The sequence below is a fragment of the Sphingobacteriales bacterium genome, from assembly GCA_016719635.1.
In the GTDB taxonomy this organism is placed as follows: Bacteria; Bacteroidota; Bacteroidia; order Chitinophagales; family JADIYW01; genus JADJSS01.
This window is the reverse complement of the sequence record JADJYT010000001.1, coordinates 281,419-299,344: the sequence shown is the minus strand read 5'-3', so window position 1 is coordinate 299,344 and position 17,926 is coordinate 281,419. Positions and strand designations below refer to the sequence as shown.

Here is a 17,926-nt window from a genome sequence, read left to right as displayed (position 1 = left end):
TTAAGATTTTGTGAATGAGTAACGTATTCTGAAGGTCAGGTTCCATCCCGGTTCATCGGAGTAATATCTGAATCGATTCATGTAATCCCGATACACGGTATTGGTTATGTTTTCGCCCGTTACAGAAAAGGAGAGGGAGTGATGCTCGTTGAGAACAAAATCAAAGCCGGCATCCGCATTCAGAACAGTATAGGCGTTTGGGGTGGCCTTATAATCGGCAATCAGTACGGGTGTGTTTTTTTGTTTGAAAGTATGTTGTACATTCATTCCCAGGTGCACATGTCGGATCTTTTTAAAATCATGGTGCAGCTCAAAACCCGCGCTGATTCTGTCAGCCGGCATGTAAATTAAATGATCATTGATGCTGGTATTTTTACCTCTTCCTATACTGGATTTCAGGAAGAGCGATAAAAAGTCTATTGGTTCGCTGCTTATCGTTATATCCAGTCCGAGCAAACGGGCATCGGTTTGATAATATTGAAATGCGGGAAAGGCTCCCCGAATGGTAACAATAGGCTTGGGTAATGGAGCCAGGTAGATAAAATCATATATTTTAGAGATGTAAAAAGTGGCTTCTGCCTGAATATATTTTTTATAGGAAGCAGTAAATGTGGAAACCCATTTAATGCCTTTTTCGGGTTTTAAATTCGCGTTGCCGAACTCCAGTACTGCGATGCCATGATGCAGCCCGTCGCTGAACAATTCAGAGGCATTCGGAAAACGGGAACTGAACGATAAATTATTTTGCAGTCGCATATTACCGGAGGTGTTTTTCCAGCTTCCGCCAATTGTGAATGCATAGGTGTGGAAATTGTAGACCGGTTTTTGCAGGACATTGTTATTGTCAAACCGGAGTGCTAAAAAACGGGTATAGTCATACCGTCCTCCAAATTCCAGCGTGAAATGCTGCAGCTGAATTTTCTCCATATCAAAAATGCCGATACCATATTGATAATAATCCGGAATCAGCGGACGTATACCGGTAGATGAATTATTAAAATTATGTTTGGTCAGAAAATTAAATCCGCTTTTACCTTCCATGCTGATATCTTTTGAATCGAATCTTTTGAATCGGCTGTAGGTACCCAGCAGGTTATGAGACCATAATTGCATATCGAGTGCGGGGATTTCGGAGCGTCCGCCCCGACGGATATCGAATTCCTTACGCTTGTTGACTTGAAGGGAATAGGTGACATCCAGATGGCTTTGATTGGAAAAATACTTAATGATATTTATCTTCGCCAGGTGATGGTACACATCCTGTTTTGGATTCTCTATATTGTAATTGAAAGGTTTTACTATTAATGGCGTATCGCTTTCAATCGCATTTTCCAGATCCGTCAAATTGCCGATGTGCGAACTTCTTAAAATGCCTAAATCCTGATGATATAAGGAGTAGAATGCATTTATATCCCAATTTTTCTTTAGTACGCCTATGCCTGCGGATAAATTCCCTTCCTGTAATCCCGTATTGGTTAAGTTGTAATGCGGTGCCTGTCCGTCTCCTAAGCGTTTATACGTGCCTTGTACGAAATAGGCGATTTGTTTTTTGAATCCCTGTTCTATTTTTGCTGAAGTGATGATACCACGCCCATTCGTTTGCCCGACCAGGCTAAACCCGGCTTTTAGGTGCTGATTCTTTTGTAAAACAGGCGGTTCCAAAAGTATCATTCCACCCAAGGCATCCGTACCATATTCCAGGCTGCCGGCACCTTTTATCACTTTAACCGTATTGGATGCCATCGGATCTATTTCAGGCGCATGCTCTGTGCCCCAGTCTTGCGTTTCCAGTTTCACACCATTGCTGATAATGGATATACGGTCGCCGTATAATCCGTGAATGACCGGTTTGCTGACGGTTGACCCTGTTTTTAGCTGGTTCACACCGGAAATGGTGGATAGTATGGTACCTAAATCCTTACCTTCCAGTTTATGGAGAGTCTTAATATCCAGCACAGTGGTATTTTGGGAATTCTGACCATTTGTTCTGGATGCTGTAGATATGATTTCTGCAAGTTCCTCTGCGTGATGTTCCAGGTAAAAGTCCTTATTGGTGTTTTGGGTAATACTCCAGATAACCGTATCACTGGAACATCCGATATGATCTATGACAAATGAATATGTACCCGGACAAATACCGGAAAACTCAAAATTTCCCTTTTCATCTGCCGCCGTTCCGGTCTGAAGTTCAAGGATATAAATATTTGCAAAACTCAGGGCGGATCTGTCATGTTCGTCCAGCACTCTGCCAGTAATTTTGATGGTGCAGTTTTGTGAATAGGAGTTGAGACCTATAATAACTAAAAGATATAAATATGTCAGCTTATGCAACATGATTGCAAATGTAAGTGTTTTTAAAATAAGATGCAATCTAGTTGCAGGTTAAAATTAATGTAAAAAAGTTTTTTATTTGCTTAGATAATTCTATATTAGCACTCCTTTACAAAAAGGCGGTAAAGGGCGCATAGCTCAGCTGGTTCAGAGCACCTGCCTTACAAGCAGGGGGTCCGCGGTTCGAACCCGTGTGCGCCCACAAAGTCCCGACATTATGTCGGGACTTTTTTTATTGAGATACTGATAGCCGGTTCGACTTCTCCAACTAGATAGCCATTCTAATTGGTTTGACTATCTAATATTCCTTTTGTCTGTTTCTTTTCCTATTTTTACTAAAATGAATTTCTATCAACATAGAAACCGCTGGAAAGTCCTGCTTTTCCTGTTTGCTGTGAGTATCATATTTTTTACATTATGGTATACACATCGGCTTGCAAAGTCGATTGCAAGGGAAGAGATTAAAAAAGCCGAAGAAATTGCGGAAGCCTACAAGGTGCTGAGCAGCAATACGTCAGATGAGATTGAGTTATCCAAAGCATTGGATAAGATCAGGTATAATGATAACATCCCGGTGATTTGGACAAATGCCAATGAGGAGATACTGGCACACAAGAATTTCGATTCGACCAAGGTGGTGAAGGATAAAAATTATTTACCCGATCAGCTGAAAATGCTCAAAACGATTCGGCAATTCATAGAAATTGATTTACCGGACAGTGAAAAACAGTATCTGTATTACAAAGATTCCGACCTGCTTATCGGTATCCGTAAATATCCGTTTTATGTACTGGCACTGGTCGCCTTGTTTTTTATTATCAGTTATGCGGCGTTCACATCTTCCCGCCGGGCGGAGCAGAATCAGGTTTGGGTGGGGCTTGCCAAAGAAACGGCGCATCAGTTGGGAACCCCATTGTCTTCTCTTTCCGCCTGGATTGACATTCTTCGGGAAAAATTAAACACGGAAGAGGATGAGATGATGTTTGAGGAGATGCAGAAAGACATAGACAGGCTGGTTCTTATTGCCGAAAGATTTTCCAAAATCGGTTCGGTGCCTGAGTTGCAGCGACACCGGGTGACCGACGTGTTGCAACACGGTGTTGATTACATCTCCAAACGGGCATCTAAAAAAATCAATATCTATCTCCTAAAGTCCGATGAAAATATTATTGCCATGCTGAACCCGCCGCTGTTTGAATGGGTACTGGAGAATGTCATGAAAAATGCACTGGATGCGATGGAAGAATCCGGTGAGATACATGTACATGCCTTTGAGAAAGATGGGTTGGTAAACATTGATATTCAGGATACGGGTAAAGGAGTTCCTAAAAACAGTTTTGAACAGATTTTTGAACCGGGATACAGCAGTAAGAAAAGAGGCTGGGGACTGGGTTTAACACTGGCCAGGCGAATTATCGAGGAATATCATCATGGAAAGATTTTTGTGAAAGATTCTTCTTCCAAAGGAACCACCTTCCGGATTATTCTGAAAGCAGAGGCCTAGTTCAAGACTTTATAACGGTAAAAGTAAATGAGATTTTATTGCTAATTTTACAGACTTATAATTTCCAAATTTCTGACTGTTACATGAAAGTATATTTTGACAATGCCGCTACGACACCGATTGACGAAGAGGTACTGGAAGCCATGATGCCCTATCTTAAAGAACATTTCGGCAATCCATCTACGCAATATTCATTTGGACGTGATACAAGGGCAGCCGTGGAAGAGGCGCGTAAAACCGTTGCTCAGCTCATCAATGCCCAACCCGGTGAAATCATCTTTACATCCGGCGCCACAGAAGCAAACAATATGGCTGTCAAAGGTGCGGTGATGTATCTGGATGTGAAACGCATCATCACTTCTCCGATTGAACACCATTGTGTGGAATATTCCGTCGATTTTTGCAGAGATCAGCTGCATGCTGAAATAAAGCTGGTCAAAATAGATGACAAAGGAAATGTAGATCTGGAAGATTTGAACCGTTTACTGGCAGCTTCCTCAAAAAGAACTCTGGTCACGTTGATGCATGCCAATAATGAAATCGGCACCTTGCTGGATATTGAGAAAGTCGGGACATTGTGTAAGCAATACCAGGCCTTGTTTCATTCAGATACAGTGCAGACATTTGCCCATTTACCGATAGATGTTCAAAAGATGCAGGTGGATTTTATATCAGGAGCCGCACATAAATTTCACGGACCGAAAGGTGCCGGATTTTTGTTTATGCGCAAACAGAACAAGGTGAAGCCTCTGATTCACGGGGGCGGGCAGGAGCGTGGTTTTCGTGCCGGAACAGAAAATGTGTATGGCATTGTGGGTTTGGCAGCCGCAGCAAAAAAAGCGTATGCAAATCTTGAACAGGATGCAGCCTGTATCAGGGGTATTAAAAATTATTTTATCGAACAGCTGAAAGCGAACTTTCCAGATATCGGTTTTAATGGTAATACAGATGACAGAAGTTTGTATACGGTGTTGAATGTTTCGTTTCCGCCGAATGATAAATCAGCCTTGCTGTTGTTTGCTCTGGATATGGAAGGTATTTGCTGCAGTGGTGGCAGTGCCTGTGGCAGTGGCGCCTCGGCGGGTTCCCACGTGGTGAGGGCATTGCATAAAGATGACAACAGGGTATCCATCCGTTTTTCCTTTTCTAAACACAATACGAAAGATGAAGTGGATTATGTCATAGGTAAACTGAAACAGATTTATTCGTTGTGATTTTCTGAAATCAGCGATGTTCCTCACTCAGGCTGCTGATGATTAAGTCGCTCACATCTATCTGATTGGACAGATGCTGTATGGTATTGCAGGTCACCACTCTGCCGACACCAGAATTCAGTAAATCGTTGTATGCATTTCCTGAAAATAGTCCGTGAACCCCGATACAAACTGCCGGCTTTAATCCGGATTCCATTAGGTGGCCTGCGGTAACAATCATCGTCTTTGCCGTAGAAATGATATCATCTATCAGTACCGGCGTGAAGTCTTTATAGTCATACACATCAGGAACGGATATTCTTACCTCTGTGTCGCTGAGCCTTGTTTTATTCAAAACTATAAAAGGTGTGTTCATTTTTTCTGCTGTCTTCGTTACCCACTGTTCACTTTCACTATCCGGCCCCACGAGCAAAGGCTTCTCTATGTTTGTATTTATCCAGCTGGAAATGACAGAAGTGGCGTGTAAGACCTTGCAGGGAATCGGATAGATTTCATTCATGGAACTTCTTCGGTGCAAATGAGGGTCTATGGTAATCAATTCATCTGCAAAAGAGGCTAACAGTGCTGCAAAATAGGAGCTGGTCACCGCTTCTCCGGAATGAAACTGTTTGTCTTGCCGCATGTAGGCTAGGTAAGGAGCTACCAATGTGATTTTCATCGCACCTTCATCCTTGAGCAATTTACATAAAAAATAGAGCGGTAAAAATTTTGTATCCGGTTGATGCAGCGAATCAATGAATATCACTTCCTTTTCCCGGACATCAGAAAGTAAGCGCACATAGGTTTCTCCGTCCGGAAAGGTATGCAATGTCATTTCCCCGATAGGAATAACCAGTTTATGCGAGATGGCATACGCAATGGCTTCATTACCCGGCATAAAATAAATGATTCTATCCATTATTCAAACGTAATGAGGTGATTGATGGTCTTTACATATTCTTTCACATACTCCAACTGTCCTTGCCCTTCGGCATATATGGAATACAGGACATCACCAGATTTGACGTACTTTCCGATGGGGGCGTTGAAAAGAATTCCAGCCCCCGGAGACTTAGGTGCGCCGGCAAGTTTGGCGATACGGGCCAATTTCCGGTTATCTATTTCATTGACTATGCCGTCCTTCTCTGCCAGCACATCAAAGGTATATGCCCCTTTTTCAGGAATGGAAAATCTGCCCTGTGCCAGGCAAACAGCCTTCAGCTTTTGAAGGGCCTTTCCGGAGGTGATGATGTCATCCGCCATTTTTTTTCCATTGCCGGCATCACATTTTTGGGCGAGCTCCAATAGCTTTCCCGCAATGGTGGTGGCGCGGTCTCTCAGGTCTGATGGAGCATCGGCATCATTGTTTAAAACACTCAGTACGTCCAGCGCTTCCAACGCCGGGCCTATACCTCTTCCAACCGGTTGTGAGCCATCCGTAATCAGGACTGTCATATTCAGGCCTATGGCTTCACCCACCGCTTCAAAATAATATTTCATTTTCAAGGCATCTTCATGCGAACGGACTTTGGCCGTTTTTCCAAACGGAATATCAATGATGACATGTGTAGAACCGGCAGCAGCTTTTTTAGAAAGCACGGAAGCGATCATCTGCGGTTCGCTGTCTATATCCAGCGCTTTCTCCACATAAATGAGCAGGTCATCGGCAGGGCTAAGTTTCACTTCACCGCCCCAAACCAGACAGGCATTCTCTTTTTTGACGACTTCTTTTATTTCATCAATGGATAGATTTACATTGGTGATGGTTTCCATCATATCCGAAGTCCCGGCAGGGGAAGTGATGGCTTTGGAAGATGTTTTAGGAATGATGAGTCCGGCAGCAGCGACAATACTAACCACTATGGGGGTTGTTCGGTTGCCGGGTACGCGACCCACACAGTGTTTGTCATAAATAATAGGTTGCTCCCATTTGATTTGCTGTCCTGCCACGAACATGGCTTTGGTTAGATATACCATCTCCTGCAGGTTCATATTGTTGCCGGCACAGGCGGTGACAAAGGCTGCCAGCTCTATATTGGAGTAGTAGCCATTGACGACGTCTGTTATAATTTCATGGTAGGCAGCTTCACTCAATTCTTTGCCATATATTTTTGCTCTGACATAACTTAATGAATTGATGGGCTGAAGATGTTTGATGACAATCGTGTCGCCTTCTTTTACCTTGAGCCTGTTCATGGCTTCTTCCGAAAGCCCGGCTTCGCCAACCTGCAGCAGGTTGGAATGAACGGTGTTGAGTGTTGCTATTATCTTGGAACCGTTGAAATGCACAAAAACCCTGGTCAACACCTTAAACCCTTCAGAGTGGGTGAGCGGCGAATCCTCCCGAATATAGAGGGTATTCTCATGAGAAGCATGTATGCCGATATTTTTTAAGCGGAACATTTTATCTGGTAGAGTGATTGTGGTTGTTTGCTGCCATCTGGCAAAGCTGATTGCCTTCGTCATATACAGATTTAAGTCTTGCTTCCTTTACACCAGCATTACGAAGTATATTTTCATCGTGATAGATTTCACGGACGAGTATATAATTCTTTTCCAGCAGGTTTTGTTTTTCCGTTCTGGTAAGGCTGGTAAGGCAGGTGAGCGGGTATAAACCTGTTTTGTCAATTATATCTTTCAGGGAATTATTTTTAGGATAATTCCAGCTCAGCAGATGCATTTTTTTACATAATCCGTAGGAGAGGGCATCATCGGTGAATTTGGTATTTGTGGCTATCCATCCGATAAAATTGGTTTTATCATCCTTTTTCAGCCCGTTATCCAGCACATCCTGAAACCGTGCAAAAATATAGAGCGGTGTTTTTACATCTACGGAAAACCCGGATTGATTTCTGTATTTACACTCGACAAATTCAATGGTATTTTCCTTTTCGGCAACTACGTCAATCTCGTGTGTTACGCATTTCCCCTGAACTATCTTACCTACCTGGACATGATATCCCTGCTGTTTAAATAGTTCTCCGACAAACCGTTCAAATGGAAATCCGGTAGGACCAAATTCCATCAGCCCCCTTTTCAGGTAATAGCGTGCCGCCTTTGTTTTGGACTGGTTTCTGAGCAGCTTAAAGGCCTCACTATAGATTTTCTTTGTGGTGATTCCCTCATATAAATTTGGCAAAAGTGTATCGGTGATGGATTTGATTTCTTCCGCTGTTGCATGGGCGCGCGTCAGGGAGTTTATAAGTTTCTCCAGCGAAAATGCTTCACTCTCTCCCGATGCCTTGGTTACGTATATCTTATCTTTCATTTCTTTATTCATCCAGTGATTCAAACAAACCAAGTTCCTTATTCTTGCGGGCGCTGTTCCAATGAAAATATTTACCATTCATGGAGATGTAAATTCCATTTGGCAATGTCTGTACAAATGCCAGTGCGGCACCCAGGTTAAACAATCCGTCGGAACTGCCGAATTTATAGGGTATCATGGCTCCAGTCAGCACGATGGTTTTAGCGGTAATTTTAGAAGCCAGCAGTTTTGCCGTTTCCACCATCGTATCCGTACCGTGTGTAATGACAATCTTGTCCTCTTCACAGTGCCGGCAATTATGCGCGATGATATTTCTGTCCTCTTCCGTCATTTCCAGGCTGTCAATCATCATTAATGTCCGGATATTGACATCCAGTTTACATCTGCCTAACTCGAGCATTTCCGGTACATGCGTGTCTTCAAAGAATAATTTGCCGTTGAGTTCATTGTACTCTTTGTCAAACGTACCGCCGGTTATGAATAATCGAATCTGCATAGGTTTAATCTTCAACTACTAATGTTTTTGGAATCGAATCGTGCCAGAAAATAGCGGACGTAAAAAGCCCGCTGACATATTCAAACGGAATGATCCTGCAAAATGAGCGTATAAGACACTGCCCGAAACTCAGTTCCGTCCCATCGCTTGAAACTACTTTGGTTCTGGTGAAAAACTTTCCGATGGTTTTTCCGAATTTATATTCCATAAAAACATAGTAAAAGGGAAATGTAAGCAGGAATAAAATTTGTATCACCTCATTTTCTGTCATGGTAAATGTATATCCCATCGAATGAATGAACATGATGATGAGAATGATGATGAAAATGATACAGGTGATGTCGATGATATAATTGATGAACCGTTTTGACAAAGGAGCGGTTACATAGGTCTGCTTTTCAATTAGATCGAGCATGCCGGATTCATTGGTCAGTTCAAATTCCTTTTTCACCTTATACCCTGTATCGTATTCATTGACGTGGCCGCAGTTGAGGCACCTGACCTGTGTCCGGGAGAATTGCTCGTACAAGGTATTGCCACAGGATGAACAAATATAGGAGGAGTGCATTTCGGGTTGGATTGAGGTATAAAAATACGGTTTTTACAATTCTAAAATAAATTTCATCGTGTCAATATTGTCGGCATAGTCATTTAGGCGCGGTTGCTGGCTTTTACCAAACGGCAGAAAATCCTTTCCTATTACACATTGGATGTTTTCATTTTCGGCAATTATAAAATTAGTTACCTCATCCAGCGTTTCGTAGCGTTCCACATGCAGGCAGGATATGGGCGAATGCAGGCTTTTGTTTTCAACGATGTTGATGAAATCGATATCAATCAAATGGGTTTGGTTCATCAGGAATAAGGTACGCTGATAATCCAGGTTGTTCATGTACTGGTTATGTTCCATTATGCCACTATAGCAGGAGAAGCCCTCTTTTAAGGAATATAGATCGTATTCCTGCGGCACAAAAATCTTGGATACGTTCCTGCATCCCAATCCAAAATAATCAAATATGTCGGCACCTAAGGCAGTAAGTTCTTCTTTCGTCTCATTTCCTGTCAAAACGGCGATAGAGTTTCTGTTTCTGCGAATGATGTTTTTATATTTTCCAAAATAGTATTCAAAGTGTTTGGCTGTATTATTGCTACCCGTGGCAATAATTGCGTCAAAGTTCTCCAGCTTTGGCTGGATGGATATGAAATCTTTAAACTCCGGTTCAAATTCTGTCAGTTTCTCCAAAAGATGGGGTAATAAATAGCTGTCTTTATCCGACAATTTGAGCTGTAAGCTGTTTCCCGATACCAATATGCATAAAATATCGTGAAAAGCGACCATCGGGATATTTCCTGCCGCAACAGTAGCAATTATTTTAGGTGTCTTGTATGATAAACCATATCCCTCAACCCATTTTTCCAGATTATCTTTAGACAGAAATTCAGTGGATATATTATTCAGTGCCTTTAATGTATTCGTTTTGGTGAACCAGGTATTGTGTAAATAGGTTGTGTGAATGGCTTCCAGCAGTGAAACTGGGCTTTCTTTGATGTAATTTCCAAGTTCGGCAAGTGCCTGTATACGGGTTTCTGTATTCATTAACTATAAATTATTGTTTTTCTTTTATCAATTTTGTGCTCAATGTATATATTTGTGCAAAAGTACAACAAATGGCAATCAGAATAACCGATGAATGTATAAATTGTGGCGCATGTGAGCCGGAATGCCCGAATAATGCGATTTACGAGGGTGGTATTGAGTGGGCTATCAAGGATGGAACGAATGTATCCGGACAATATACCTTAAAAGATGGAAGTGTGGTAGGTGTTGATGAAAAGCAAAAACCGGTTTCCAACGATGTTTATTTTATAGTAACAGATAAATGCACCGAATGCAAAGGATTTCACGAAGAACCACAATGCGCGGCGGTCTGCCCGGTGGATTGCTGTATTCCCGATGAGATGAATGTAGAAACGGAAGAAGAACTGTTAGCAAGAAAAGCAAGATTGCACATATAAGTTGTTCATTAGCATATAAATAAAAAGTCCCGAATTAATTCGGGACTTTTTATTTATGCTATTATGTTGGTTATTTAACTATTATAGTGCAAAAGACGCTCTTGGTCCGCCGGTAGCAAAAACAGCCAGAATTCTTGATTTTTGACCTAAAGAGAACATATACATACACGGATCGTCTGTATAATCCATATAGTTCATCGTCATTTCGATAGGTGTACCTGTACAGGTAGATTTGTGACCTGCGGCAGGACATCCATAATTGGCGGTGTTATGTGTTGGCGTATCACTTACCAGGTCGCTTCCGCAGGTGGCATCACCCCAGATGTGGCGTAAGTTCAGCCAATGACCAACTTCGTGAGTCGCTGTTCTGCCTTTGTTATAAGGAGCCCGAACCGTACCTGTACGTCCAAAAGCGGTATTTAAGATTACCACGCCATCCGTTGAAGAAGAACCGCCTGGAAATTGAGCGTAACCCAGAATCCCGTTTGATAATGTACATGACCACATATTTAATTTAGTTGTAGGAGAGGTCGGATTGATACCGCCCTGTGAGCTTTTCTTCATGGCATCATTGGTTCCCCAACTTCTTTTGTTAGTGGATTTTCGGATAACCTGGTCTAATACGAAACGTATACCAACATTTGCCTTAACACCGGAAAAAGCAGACGGAACCAGGCTGTAGTCAGCATTGGTGGCATTAAAGTCTTCGTTCAATACGTCAATTTGGGACTGAATCTGAGTTAAAGAAATATTTTCAGAAGCTGTTTTGTATAACACGTTGACAACCACCGGTATTTCAATTACACCATTCACCAAACGGGCAGTGGCTCCTTTAGCAATGGCATCCTGTGTGAATGCTTCAATGGAGTTCATACGCGCTTCCAATGCAGGATCTGCATTCATCTGTGCTGCCAATACTTCCATGGAGCCGCAGCTTCTTTGTACACTGGTGTTGTTGTCTGTCGGATTAACCAATTGGTCATCTTCATTTTTTTTACATCCGGCAAAAAGCACAGCAGCCAGTGAGCCGATTAAAATTAGTTTTTTCATTAATAAGAGTTTTATATTAAAAATAGTTTGTTTACGACTAAAACATTAAGCTAATTTAAACAAAGTATCTTATAAACGAAATTTATGTTTCGAATATTTTACCCACATCCGTGTATTTTAACAAAAATGACAAAAAAAAGGCTATTATAATTAACATATTATATCTGTCATTTTCATTGTACTATCACGGAACTGCTGTAAATGGCGGTTCCGTCATTCAGCTTTATCCAATAGATGCCTTTTGGAAAACGGCTCATATCCAAATCAAAAAGGGATGATGCCTGATGGGGTTTCTTTTCCAGGTACAAGGTTTCACCTTTGATACTGACAATTTCCAGTTCAACGGCAGAATTGGTCGCATTCTCAAATTGGACACTGAATTTGCCCGCATTCGGATTGGGATAGAGCTTCAATTTTCCTTTATTTGCCGGGTTTGTTTTGACAGCAGACAATAAGATGATATTTGTTCTTACCGTATTCGTCGCAACCGGCTCATTGTAATCAAAGAAAATATGTGCGGTATTATCGATGCTGCTGCCTAAGGAAAGTCCGGTTTTCGGGCTTACTTTATAAGAAATAAAGCCGGTACTGGAAATGTCGAGTGTATCAAAGGACAGGCGGATATTGCTGAACGTAAACTTGAGGATATGCTCGTCGATGATATCGAGCGTATAGGTATGGGATGCGCCCGTTATTTGAAGTGAAGAGGCATCCACATTAACGCTGAGCGTATCCAGTACCACCACTCTGAAAGCAGTATCATTGCCGTAGTTTTGGAAATGGATGATGTAGGATATATACTCCCCGTTGCTGACTTGCGATGGAGTCAATGTGCTGCCGGATAAAATGGATTTCTCATTCGGGTCGTAAGAAGTTCTGATGACTCTCACTTACTTCAGCCGCATTATCCAATGGCGTCAGGTCAATGGAGTCGCTTTCGAACCAGCCTTTGGAACTAATCGTATCGTCACCGTTTAATACAGGGGTATTTCGGCTGTAAAATCAATAGCGACGGAAAGGGTTGAGTTGGGCAGGAGGTTGGAAATATCCCAAACGATGGTGTCTTCATTGCTGAAGGAATAATTGGGATTCGTGCTGATATTCAGCAACCGGCTGTCCATTTGCAATTTTAATTTGCCGGTAGCCGTTGTGGTGCCGATATTCTTAACGGAAACGGTATATCGGTTGTTTTGTCCCAATCGGGTCATCCAGTTGTTGAACATATTAACTCCGATATCGTTTTTGCCTGGAACAGGATGTAAGGCAAAATATAAAGTGTCTGCATTAAAGTAATCAGGATGGGTTATCCGTTGCTCAGGAGAAACAGTGTAATAATCATTATATAAATGAAGTTTGGCGGTATAGGCTCCTGTGTCAGAAAGAAATTAAACGGATACAGTGTGTTTAAGTGCTGGGTAAGTATTTCATCACCCTTTTGAGTGACGGCGTAACCATTGCCAAATTGTTCATCACCTGCATCCATATTGTTATTCGTATTGTAGTCTATGAATGCGATCCCTCTAAGGTTATTGAAGTTGTGGGAAAAATAACCCAGGTAAATATCGCCTTGTCCTAAATTGCAATAGGTGTTTTCGTTACAGGCGATAAAGAATTTTCCTCTGTCATAATAGCTCTTGTAAAAAGAATACTCCGGTTTGGCATCAATAATCATGCGCTCTTTTACAGCACCGGTCTGCATATCCAGTACCTGGATTAAATGAATGGTTTTACAATTGGAGCAGGAGGTTTCATTATAACTGGTGAAATGATAGATATCATTCCTGTCGTACGATAATTGGGAATTGGTACCATTAACTTCATCAGTGCCTAATGACCAAAACCTGTCATTATAATAAATGGTATCATTAAAAACCGCCTGGCTGGTCCCATTTTTTTATTCCGTTCTCAATCAGTTCATTATTCAAATAGATGGAATTATTGCTGGCAATGACCGTTTTGTATATCTCATTACTGGCAATTCCTGTATTGTATTCCCATAAGAGATTGAAGTGAATGTCGTAACATCGCAATATGCTGTCATCTAGAGGATAAGGAAGCCTGAATATACGGGAGGTGTCATCGTATCTCCCGTTGTAGCTGGGCATCAGGATGTCGTTAATATCAACGTTGTCGGTGCGTGTATACGATAAATCATTCGGATTGATCACTACCCGTATCATATTGTTAAAGTTGCTTCTGTTGTAATGAAATCGAACAATGGAGTTGGAAGAACTGTAATTATATATCGGCTGATACTGCATTTCCTCTGTGTCAATCAGCGTATCGCTTTTGATTAAATTTCCTGAAGAATCTAATAATCCATATACCAGTGCGGCTGAATCATTTGTAATGCTCCAGGAATATCTATGTGCAACATATACACTGAAAAACGTGTTCTTATTGGATAACGGCAATAGTGTCAGGTTGGAATATATATTATTAGGATCTTCCGGCAACAATCCGGATTTCGATATCTGTGTTCTCCATAAAATACTACCCGTATTGGAAATCGAAAGAACATCACTTTCTGTTTTTGATCACTTTTATAGGTGTAAATGCTATAACCACCTTCCGGTTTATTTTGTATAAAGTAATCATAAATGGTGCCTGAGTCCGGGATACTATCCACTTCCCACAGAAACTGTCCACCTTTGTCAAATTTCATTCCTCTCATCTTCGAATCATAGATTGTTCCCATGGTATCCTCCGGTCTGAAATAAAAAATAACAAAGAACCCGCCGTCATTATCAAATGTCAGGTAACTGCTGTTTAGGGGCAGATAAGGTATGAGAGAGTCAATGGAGCTGTTGTAAAGGGTGTTTTTATCTTTATCTAATTTAATCAGCCGATACCTCAGGTTGATTAATACATCCGGATCATTATCATATATTTCATAGATTATACTCGTGGTGGAATCAGCATTCTCATGCGTACTGATGATAACTTCATTAGTCGTATTTCCAATACATTCTTCCCTTACCAAATGTTGCGCATGTGTTAAAACAATGGATATACACATACAGATTGCAACCAGTATGCTTTTTTGCATAATTCAATAGTTTATGTAAATGTATGCAATTCAAATAATATTAGTCAGAGATAAATTTAATCTAATGTAGTAAAGAATAAGTTTTTATTTTTATATTTTGTTGAAATTCAGGTAAATGCGTCTGAATATGTAGGAAGTGTTTGTTTTGACCCGTCCTGTGGTGTAAAAATAGTAAGCAGGAATGTTTATTTCACAAACATACCGCTCACATTGATGTCTTTACTGCCAGCTTCGTATCTGTAAAAACCTTCACCGCTTTTCACACCCAAATATCCGGCGGTGACCATATTTACCAGCAGCGGACAAGGCGCGTATTTAGGGTTTCCGAAACCTTCGTGTAGTACTCTTAAAATGGCCAGGCAGACATCCAACCCAATAAAATCTGCGAGTTGCAGCGGTCCCATCGGATGGGCCATGCCCAGTTTCATCACCGTGTCAATTTCATGGACGCCTGCTACGCCTTCATAAAGTGAATAGATGGCTTCATTGATCATAGGCATCAGGATACGGTTGGCTACAAATCCCGGATAGTCGGTCACTTCTACCGGAATTTTTTGCAGTGCCTTCGACACTTCAAAAACCAGATGGGTGGTTTCATCACTCGTCGCGTAACCGCGTATCACCTCCACCAATTTCATCACGGGCACCGGATTCATGAAGTGCATACCTATCACCCTGTCCGGGCGTTTCGTCACTGCCGCAATCCGGGTTATGGAAATCGAGGACGTGTTGCTGGCCAGTATGCAATGCAACGGACATACTTCGTCCAGTTCTTTAAAAATCTTTTCTTTAATGCTGAAATGCTCAGAAGCAGCCTCAATCACCAGATCACTGTTGGCTGCCGCGGCCTTTAGTTCTGTGTAGGTTTGTATATTTTGAAGTGTGGTACTTTTGATGTCTTCCGTAATGGCTCCTTTTTGTATCTGCCGGTCCAGATTTTTAGTAATGGTCTGTATGGCCTTATTCAATGCCGTTTGTGCGATATCCACCAGCGCTACCTGATAGCCAAATTGCGCACAAACATGTGCGATGCCGTTTCCCATAGTGCCTGAACCGATTACGGTTATCTGTTTGATGGACATTTTTCGTTATTTTAGCGCAAGTTATCAAATTTTAGTATGCAATTCCAACAATTTTCCTGAAATATAAATCAGACAACGAAGCGAAAGAAATAACGTCTTCTGATTTTTCCGTGTTTGAAAATGAAGCGCTTAAGGTGGAATTTTTGCTGGATGCGGTTGGGGATGATAATCGCTATAAGTGCACCTTACAGCAAACGTCCTGTTGAACTGATGGATTTTTATATTACCGCCAGAGGTTGATTACAGTGAAACCAGACATATTTTCTGTATAAAAATCAGAAAGGCATCGTGCATAGCTGGACCTATACCTATATCCAGCTTCCCAAACGCCACCTGTTGTTTTTGGGTTCTTTGAATGACAACATAGGATATACCATTTTTGAGCACAATGCTGTACGTAATCAGTTACTGATTAAAAAGGATTGTGAAGGATTGGCCGTGCAGAACGAAACCGTTCTGATGGATATACTGCATATTCAATCGTATGAGTTTGTCTGTTTCCAGCGATATTTTGAGGCCCAGCAATTAAAATCTGTTCATGTCAAACCAGCTATCGGCTGGACCAGCTGGTATTATTACTATACTAACATTTCCGAAAAAATCATTGAAGACAATTTGCTTTCTTTTGCCAAAATAACGTTCCCTATTGAAATTTTTCAGATTGATGACGGATATCAGAAAGCGGTAGGCGACTGGCTGCATTTCAATGCACGCTTCCCGAATGGCCTGACTTCCATCGTTGACAAAATCCATGCACAAGGTGTGAAAGCGGGATTGTGGCTGGCACCGCTGGCTTGCGAACATGATTCCTTCATTGTAAGAGAAAAACCAGACTGGATTGTGAAAGACGATAAAGGCAGTTTTTTAAGATCGGGTTTAATCCGCTCTGGAGTTATTGGTTTTATGCTCTGGATGTTTACAACGAGGAAGTGCGGGCTTATCTGAAAGAGGTGTTTCATATAGTCCTGCGCGAATGGAATTTTGATCTGGTGAAACTGGACTTTTTATATGGCACGGCGTTGGCACCAAGATATGGTAAGTCGCGCGGGCAGATCATGCGGGAAGCGATGGAGTTTTTGAGGGAATGTATTGGCTATGATAAGATGATTTTAGGCTGCGGAGTGCCGTTGAGTGCGGCCATGGAAACCACGGATTACTGCCGCATCGGACCGGATATCCATTTAACCTGGGATTTTAAGATTTTGAAATGGATACGCGCCAGAGAGCGGCCATCCGTGTTAAATGCCATTCATAATACCATTTCAAGGCGGCATCTTTCCGGAAAATGGTTCTGGAACGATCCGGATGTTTTTCTGCTCCGGAAAAATAAGAATATGCTATCCTTTGACGAAAAATATTCCTTGCTGCTGGCGAACCTGCTGTTCGGCCACCTGCTTTTTACATCTGACAATATTGGAGAATATGATGAAAAAACGTTGTTGCTGTACAAATCCATTTTTCCGCTGATGGCTGTAGAAGATGTGCAGGTGTTGTATCAGGATAATTTTTATACCATTCATTTTCGAATAAAGGACAAATATTTCCTGGTTCTGATGAATACGGGAGATATGTCTAAAATGTATAAGCTGCCGGACAATCTGTATTATGATAATGTAAAACAGGAATTGGTAAAAGGGGATAAACGGATTGAAATTCCCAAACACAGTTCCAAATGCTACCTCACCGTTGGGTTTACTCCGTTTGCCATCGCCGGCAGCAGCGGACATTTCTTTTCTGGCACAGAAATTGAAAATATTTTTATGACGGGTAATAATATTGAACTGAAATGGACAGAAGGGATATTGAACGACGTAAAGATATACATCAAGGTTCCGACAGGTTATGCCGTGGAGACAATAAACAAAAGTGGAAACTTTAAACGAATTGAGAAAAAGGATTTTTCTATTATTGAAGTGGAAAAACGTACTTTAAATTAA

19 protein-coding genes and 1 tRNA gene are annotated in these 17,926 nt (G+C 41.5%); 6 read left to right on the top strand and 14 right to left on the bottom strand.

What is annotated here, in order from left to right; genetic code table 11:
* Entirely contained in the window at positions 1-2,334 is a 2,334-nt protein-coding gene (locus IPM95_01400) for a TonB-dependent receptor (GenBank protein ID MBK9327973.1), read from the bottom strand.
* Positions 2,335-2,458: 124 nt separating this feature from the next.
* Between IPM95_01400 and IPM95_01395 the strand changes: the two genes are divergently transcribed.
* The 3 genes from IPM95_01395 (at position 2,459) to IPM95_01385 (ending at position 5,049) form a co-directional block, all read left to right on the top strand.
* Positions 2,459-2,533: transfer RNA gene (locus tag IPM95_01395), tRNA-Val, on the top strand.
* Between the two features lie 138 nt (positions 2,534-2,671).
* Positions 2,672-3,835, top strand: coding sequence for a HAMP domain-containing histidine kinase (locus tag IPM95_01390; protein ID MBK9327972.1), 1,164 nt, complete (start codon positions 2,672-2,674; stop codon positions 3,833-3,835).
* A gap of 83 nt (positions 3,836-3,918) precedes the next feature.
* On the top strand, positions 3,919-5,049 hold the full coding sequence (locus IPM95_01385) for a cysteine desulfurase (protein ID MBK9327971.1): 1,131 nt from the start codon (positions 3,919-3,921) through the stop codon (positions 5,047-5,049).
* Positions 5,050-5,059: 10 nt separating this feature from the next.
* Here IPM95_01385 and IPM95_01380 read toward each other — a convergent pair whose 3' ends face one another.
* From IPM95_01380 to IPM95_01355, 6 genes are read right to left on the bottom strand one after another with little or no spacing between them, the layout of a single operon-like run.
* Positions 5,060-5,947: a ribose-phosphate pyrophosphokinase gene (locus IPM95_01380; GenBank protein ID MBK9327970.1), complete on the bottom strand. Its 888-nt coding sequence runs from the start codon at positions 5,945-5,947 to the stop codon at positions 5,060-5,062.
* Complete coding sequence (locus tag IPM95_01375; GenBank protein ID MBK9327969.1) at positions 5,947-7,431, bottom strand: thymidine phosphorylase family protein; 1,485 nt, start codon at positions 7,429-7,431, stop codon at positions 5,947-5,949. Before IPM95_01375 ends, IPM95_01380 begins: the two co-directional genes overlap by 1 nt.
* A gap of 1 nt (position 7,432) precedes the next feature.
* A complete protein-coding gene (locus IPM95_01370) occupies positions 7,433-8,296 on the bottom strand; it encodes a restriction endonuclease (protein MBK9327968.1) in 864 nt (287 codons plus the stop codon).
* Positions 8,297-8,300: 4 nt separating this feature from the next.
* Positions 8,301-8,792, bottom strand: a complete 492-nt coding sequence (locus IPM95_01365; GenBank protein ID MBK9327967.1) for an asparaginase — start codon at positions 8,790-8,792, stop codon at positions 8,301-8,303.
* Between the two features lie 4 nt (positions 8,793-8,796).
* Positions 8,797-9,360, bottom strand: coding sequence for an RDD family protein (locus tag IPM95_01360; GenBank protein ID MBK9327966.1), 564 nt, complete (start codon positions 9,358-9,360; stop codon positions 8,797-8,799).
* Positions 9,361-9,393: 33 nt separating this feature from the next.
* Entirely contained in the window at positions 9,394-10,389 is a 996-nt protein-coding gene (locus IPM95_01355) for an acyl-CoA reductase (GenBank protein MBK9327965.1), read from the bottom strand.
* 71 nt (positions 10,390-10,460) lie between these two features.
* On the opposite strand from IPM95_01355, the gene IPM95_01350 reads away from it, so the two are divergent.
* On the top strand, positions 10,461-10,808 hold the full coding sequence (locus tag IPM95_01350; protein MBK9327964.1) for a 4Fe-4S dicluster domain-containing protein: 348 nt from the start codon (positions 10,461-10,463) through the stop codon (positions 10,806-10,808).
* 81 nt (positions 10,809-10,889) lie between these two features.
* Here IPM95_01350 and IPM95_01345 read toward each other — a convergent pair whose 3' ends face one another.
* The 7 genes from IPM95_01345 to IPM95_01315 form a co-directional block, all read right to left on the bottom strand.
* Positions 10,890-11,858 (bottom strand): zinc metalloprotease, encoded by a 969-nt coding sequence (locus tag IPM95_01345; protein MBK9327963.1) that lies wholly within the window; start codon positions 11,856-11,858, stop codon positions 10,890-10,892.
* Positions 11,859-12,031: 173 nt separating this feature from the next.
* A complete protein-coding gene (locus tag IPM95_01340) occupies positions 12,032-12,748 on the bottom strand; it encodes a T9SS type A sorting domain-containing protein (GenBank protein ID MBK9327962.1) in 717 nt (238 codons plus the stop codon).
* A gap of 84 nt (positions 12,749-12,832) precedes the next feature.
* Positions 12,833-13,081, bottom strand: coding sequence for a hypothetical protein (locus IPM95_01335; GenBank protein MBK9327961.1), 249 nt, complete (start codon positions 13,079-13,081; stop codon positions 12,833-12,835).
* 80 nt (positions 13,082-13,161) lie between these two features.
* On the bottom strand, positions 13,162-13,557 hold the full coding sequence (locus tag IPM95_01330; GenBank protein ID MBK9327960.1) for a hypothetical protein: 396 nt from the start codon (positions 13,555-13,557) through the stop codon (positions 13,162-13,164).
* 166 nt (positions 13,558-13,723) lie between these two features.
* Positions 13,724-14,314: a hypothetical protein gene (locus IPM95_01325; GenBank protein ID MBK9327959.1), complete on the bottom strand. Its 591-nt coding sequence runs from the start codon at positions 14,312-14,314 to the stop codon at positions 13,724-13,726.
* Complete coding sequence (locus tag IPM95_01320; GenBank protein ID MBK9327958.1) at positions 14,278-14,907, bottom strand: hypothetical protein; 630 nt, start codon at positions 14,905-14,907, stop codon at positions 14,278-14,280. The genes IPM95_01325 and IPM95_01320 overlap by 37 nt, the downstream gene beginning before the upstream one ends.
* Before the next feature lie 185 nt (positions 14,908-15,092).
* Positions 15,093-15,983, bottom strand: a complete 891-nt coding sequence (locus IPM95_01315) for a 3-hydroxybutyryl-CoA dehydrogenase (GenBank protein ID MBK9327957.1) — start codon at positions 15,981-15,983, stop codon at positions 15,093-15,095.
* A 294-nt stretch (positions 15,984-16,277) separates the two neighbouring features.
* On the opposite strand from IPM95_01315, the gene IPM95_01310 reads away from it, so the two are divergent.
* Positions 16,278-16,934 carry an alpha-galactosidase gene (locus tag IPM95_01310; protein MBK9327956.1) on the top strand — a complete coding sequence of 219 codons (657 nt, stop codon included), beginning with the start codon at positions 16,278-16,280 and terminating at the stop codon, positions 16,932-16,934.
* A gap of 5 nt (positions 16,935-16,939) precedes the next feature.
* Entirely contained in the window at positions 16,940-17,926 is a 987-nt protein-coding gene (locus tag IPM95_01305; protein ID MBK9327955.1) for a hypothetical protein, read from the top strand.

Bases quoted from the DNA above. Each gene is read 5' to 3' on its own strand.
- IPM95_01400 (MBK9327973.1), bottom strand. From the start codon at position 2,334: ATGTTGCATAAGCTGACATATTTATATCTTTTAGTTATTATAGGTCTC.
- IPM95_01390 (MBK9327972.1), top strand. From the start codon at position 2,672: ATGAATTTCTATCAACATAGAAACCGCTGGAAAGTCCTGCTTTTCCTG.
- IPM95_01385 (MBK9327971.1), top strand. From the start codon at position 3,919: ATGAAAGTATATTTTGACAATGCCGCTACGACACCGATTGACGAAGAG.
- IPM95_01380 (MBK9327970.1), bottom strand. From the start codon at position 5,947: ATGGATAGAATCATTTATTTTATGCCGGGTAATGAAGCCATTGCGTAT.
- IPM95_01375 (MBK9327969.1), bottom strand. From the start codon at position 7,431: ATGTTCCGCTTAAAAAATATCGGCATACATGCTTCTCATGAGAATACC.
- IPM95_01370 (MBK9327968.1), bottom strand. From the start codon at position 8,296: ATGAAAGATAAGATATACGTAACCAAGGCATCGGGAGAGAGTGAAGCA.
- IPM95_01365 (MBK9327967.1), bottom strand. From the start codon at position 8,792: ATGCAGATTCGATTATTCATAACCGGCGGTACGTTTGACAAAGAGTAC.
- IPM95_01360 (MBK9327966.1), bottom strand. From the start codon at position 9,360: ATGCACTCCTCCTATATTTGTTCATCCTGTGGCAATACCTTGTACGAG.
- IPM95_01355 (MBK9327965.1), bottom strand. From the start codon at position 10,389: ATGAATACAGAAACCCGTATACAGGCACTTGCCGAACTTGGAAATTAC.
- IPM95_01350 (MBK9327964.1), top strand. From the start codon at position 10,461: ATGGCAATCAGAATAACCGATGAATGTATAAATTGTGGCGCATGTGAG.
- IPM95_01345 (MBK9327963.1), bottom strand. From the start codon at position 11,858: ATGAAAAAACTAATTTTAATCGGCTCACTGGCTGCTGTGCTTTTTGCC.
- IPM95_01335 (MBK9327961.1), bottom strand. From the start codon at position 13,081: ATGTTCAACAACTGGATGACCCGATTGGGACAAAACAACCGATATACC.
- IPM95_01330 (MBK9327960.1), bottom strand. From the start codon at position 13,557: ATGCAGACCGGTGCTGTAAAAGAGCGCATGATTATTGATGCCAAACCG.
- IPM95_01320 (MBK9327958.1), bottom strand. From the start codon at position 14,907: ATGCAAAAAAGCATACTGGTTGCAATCTGTATGTGTATATCCATTGTT.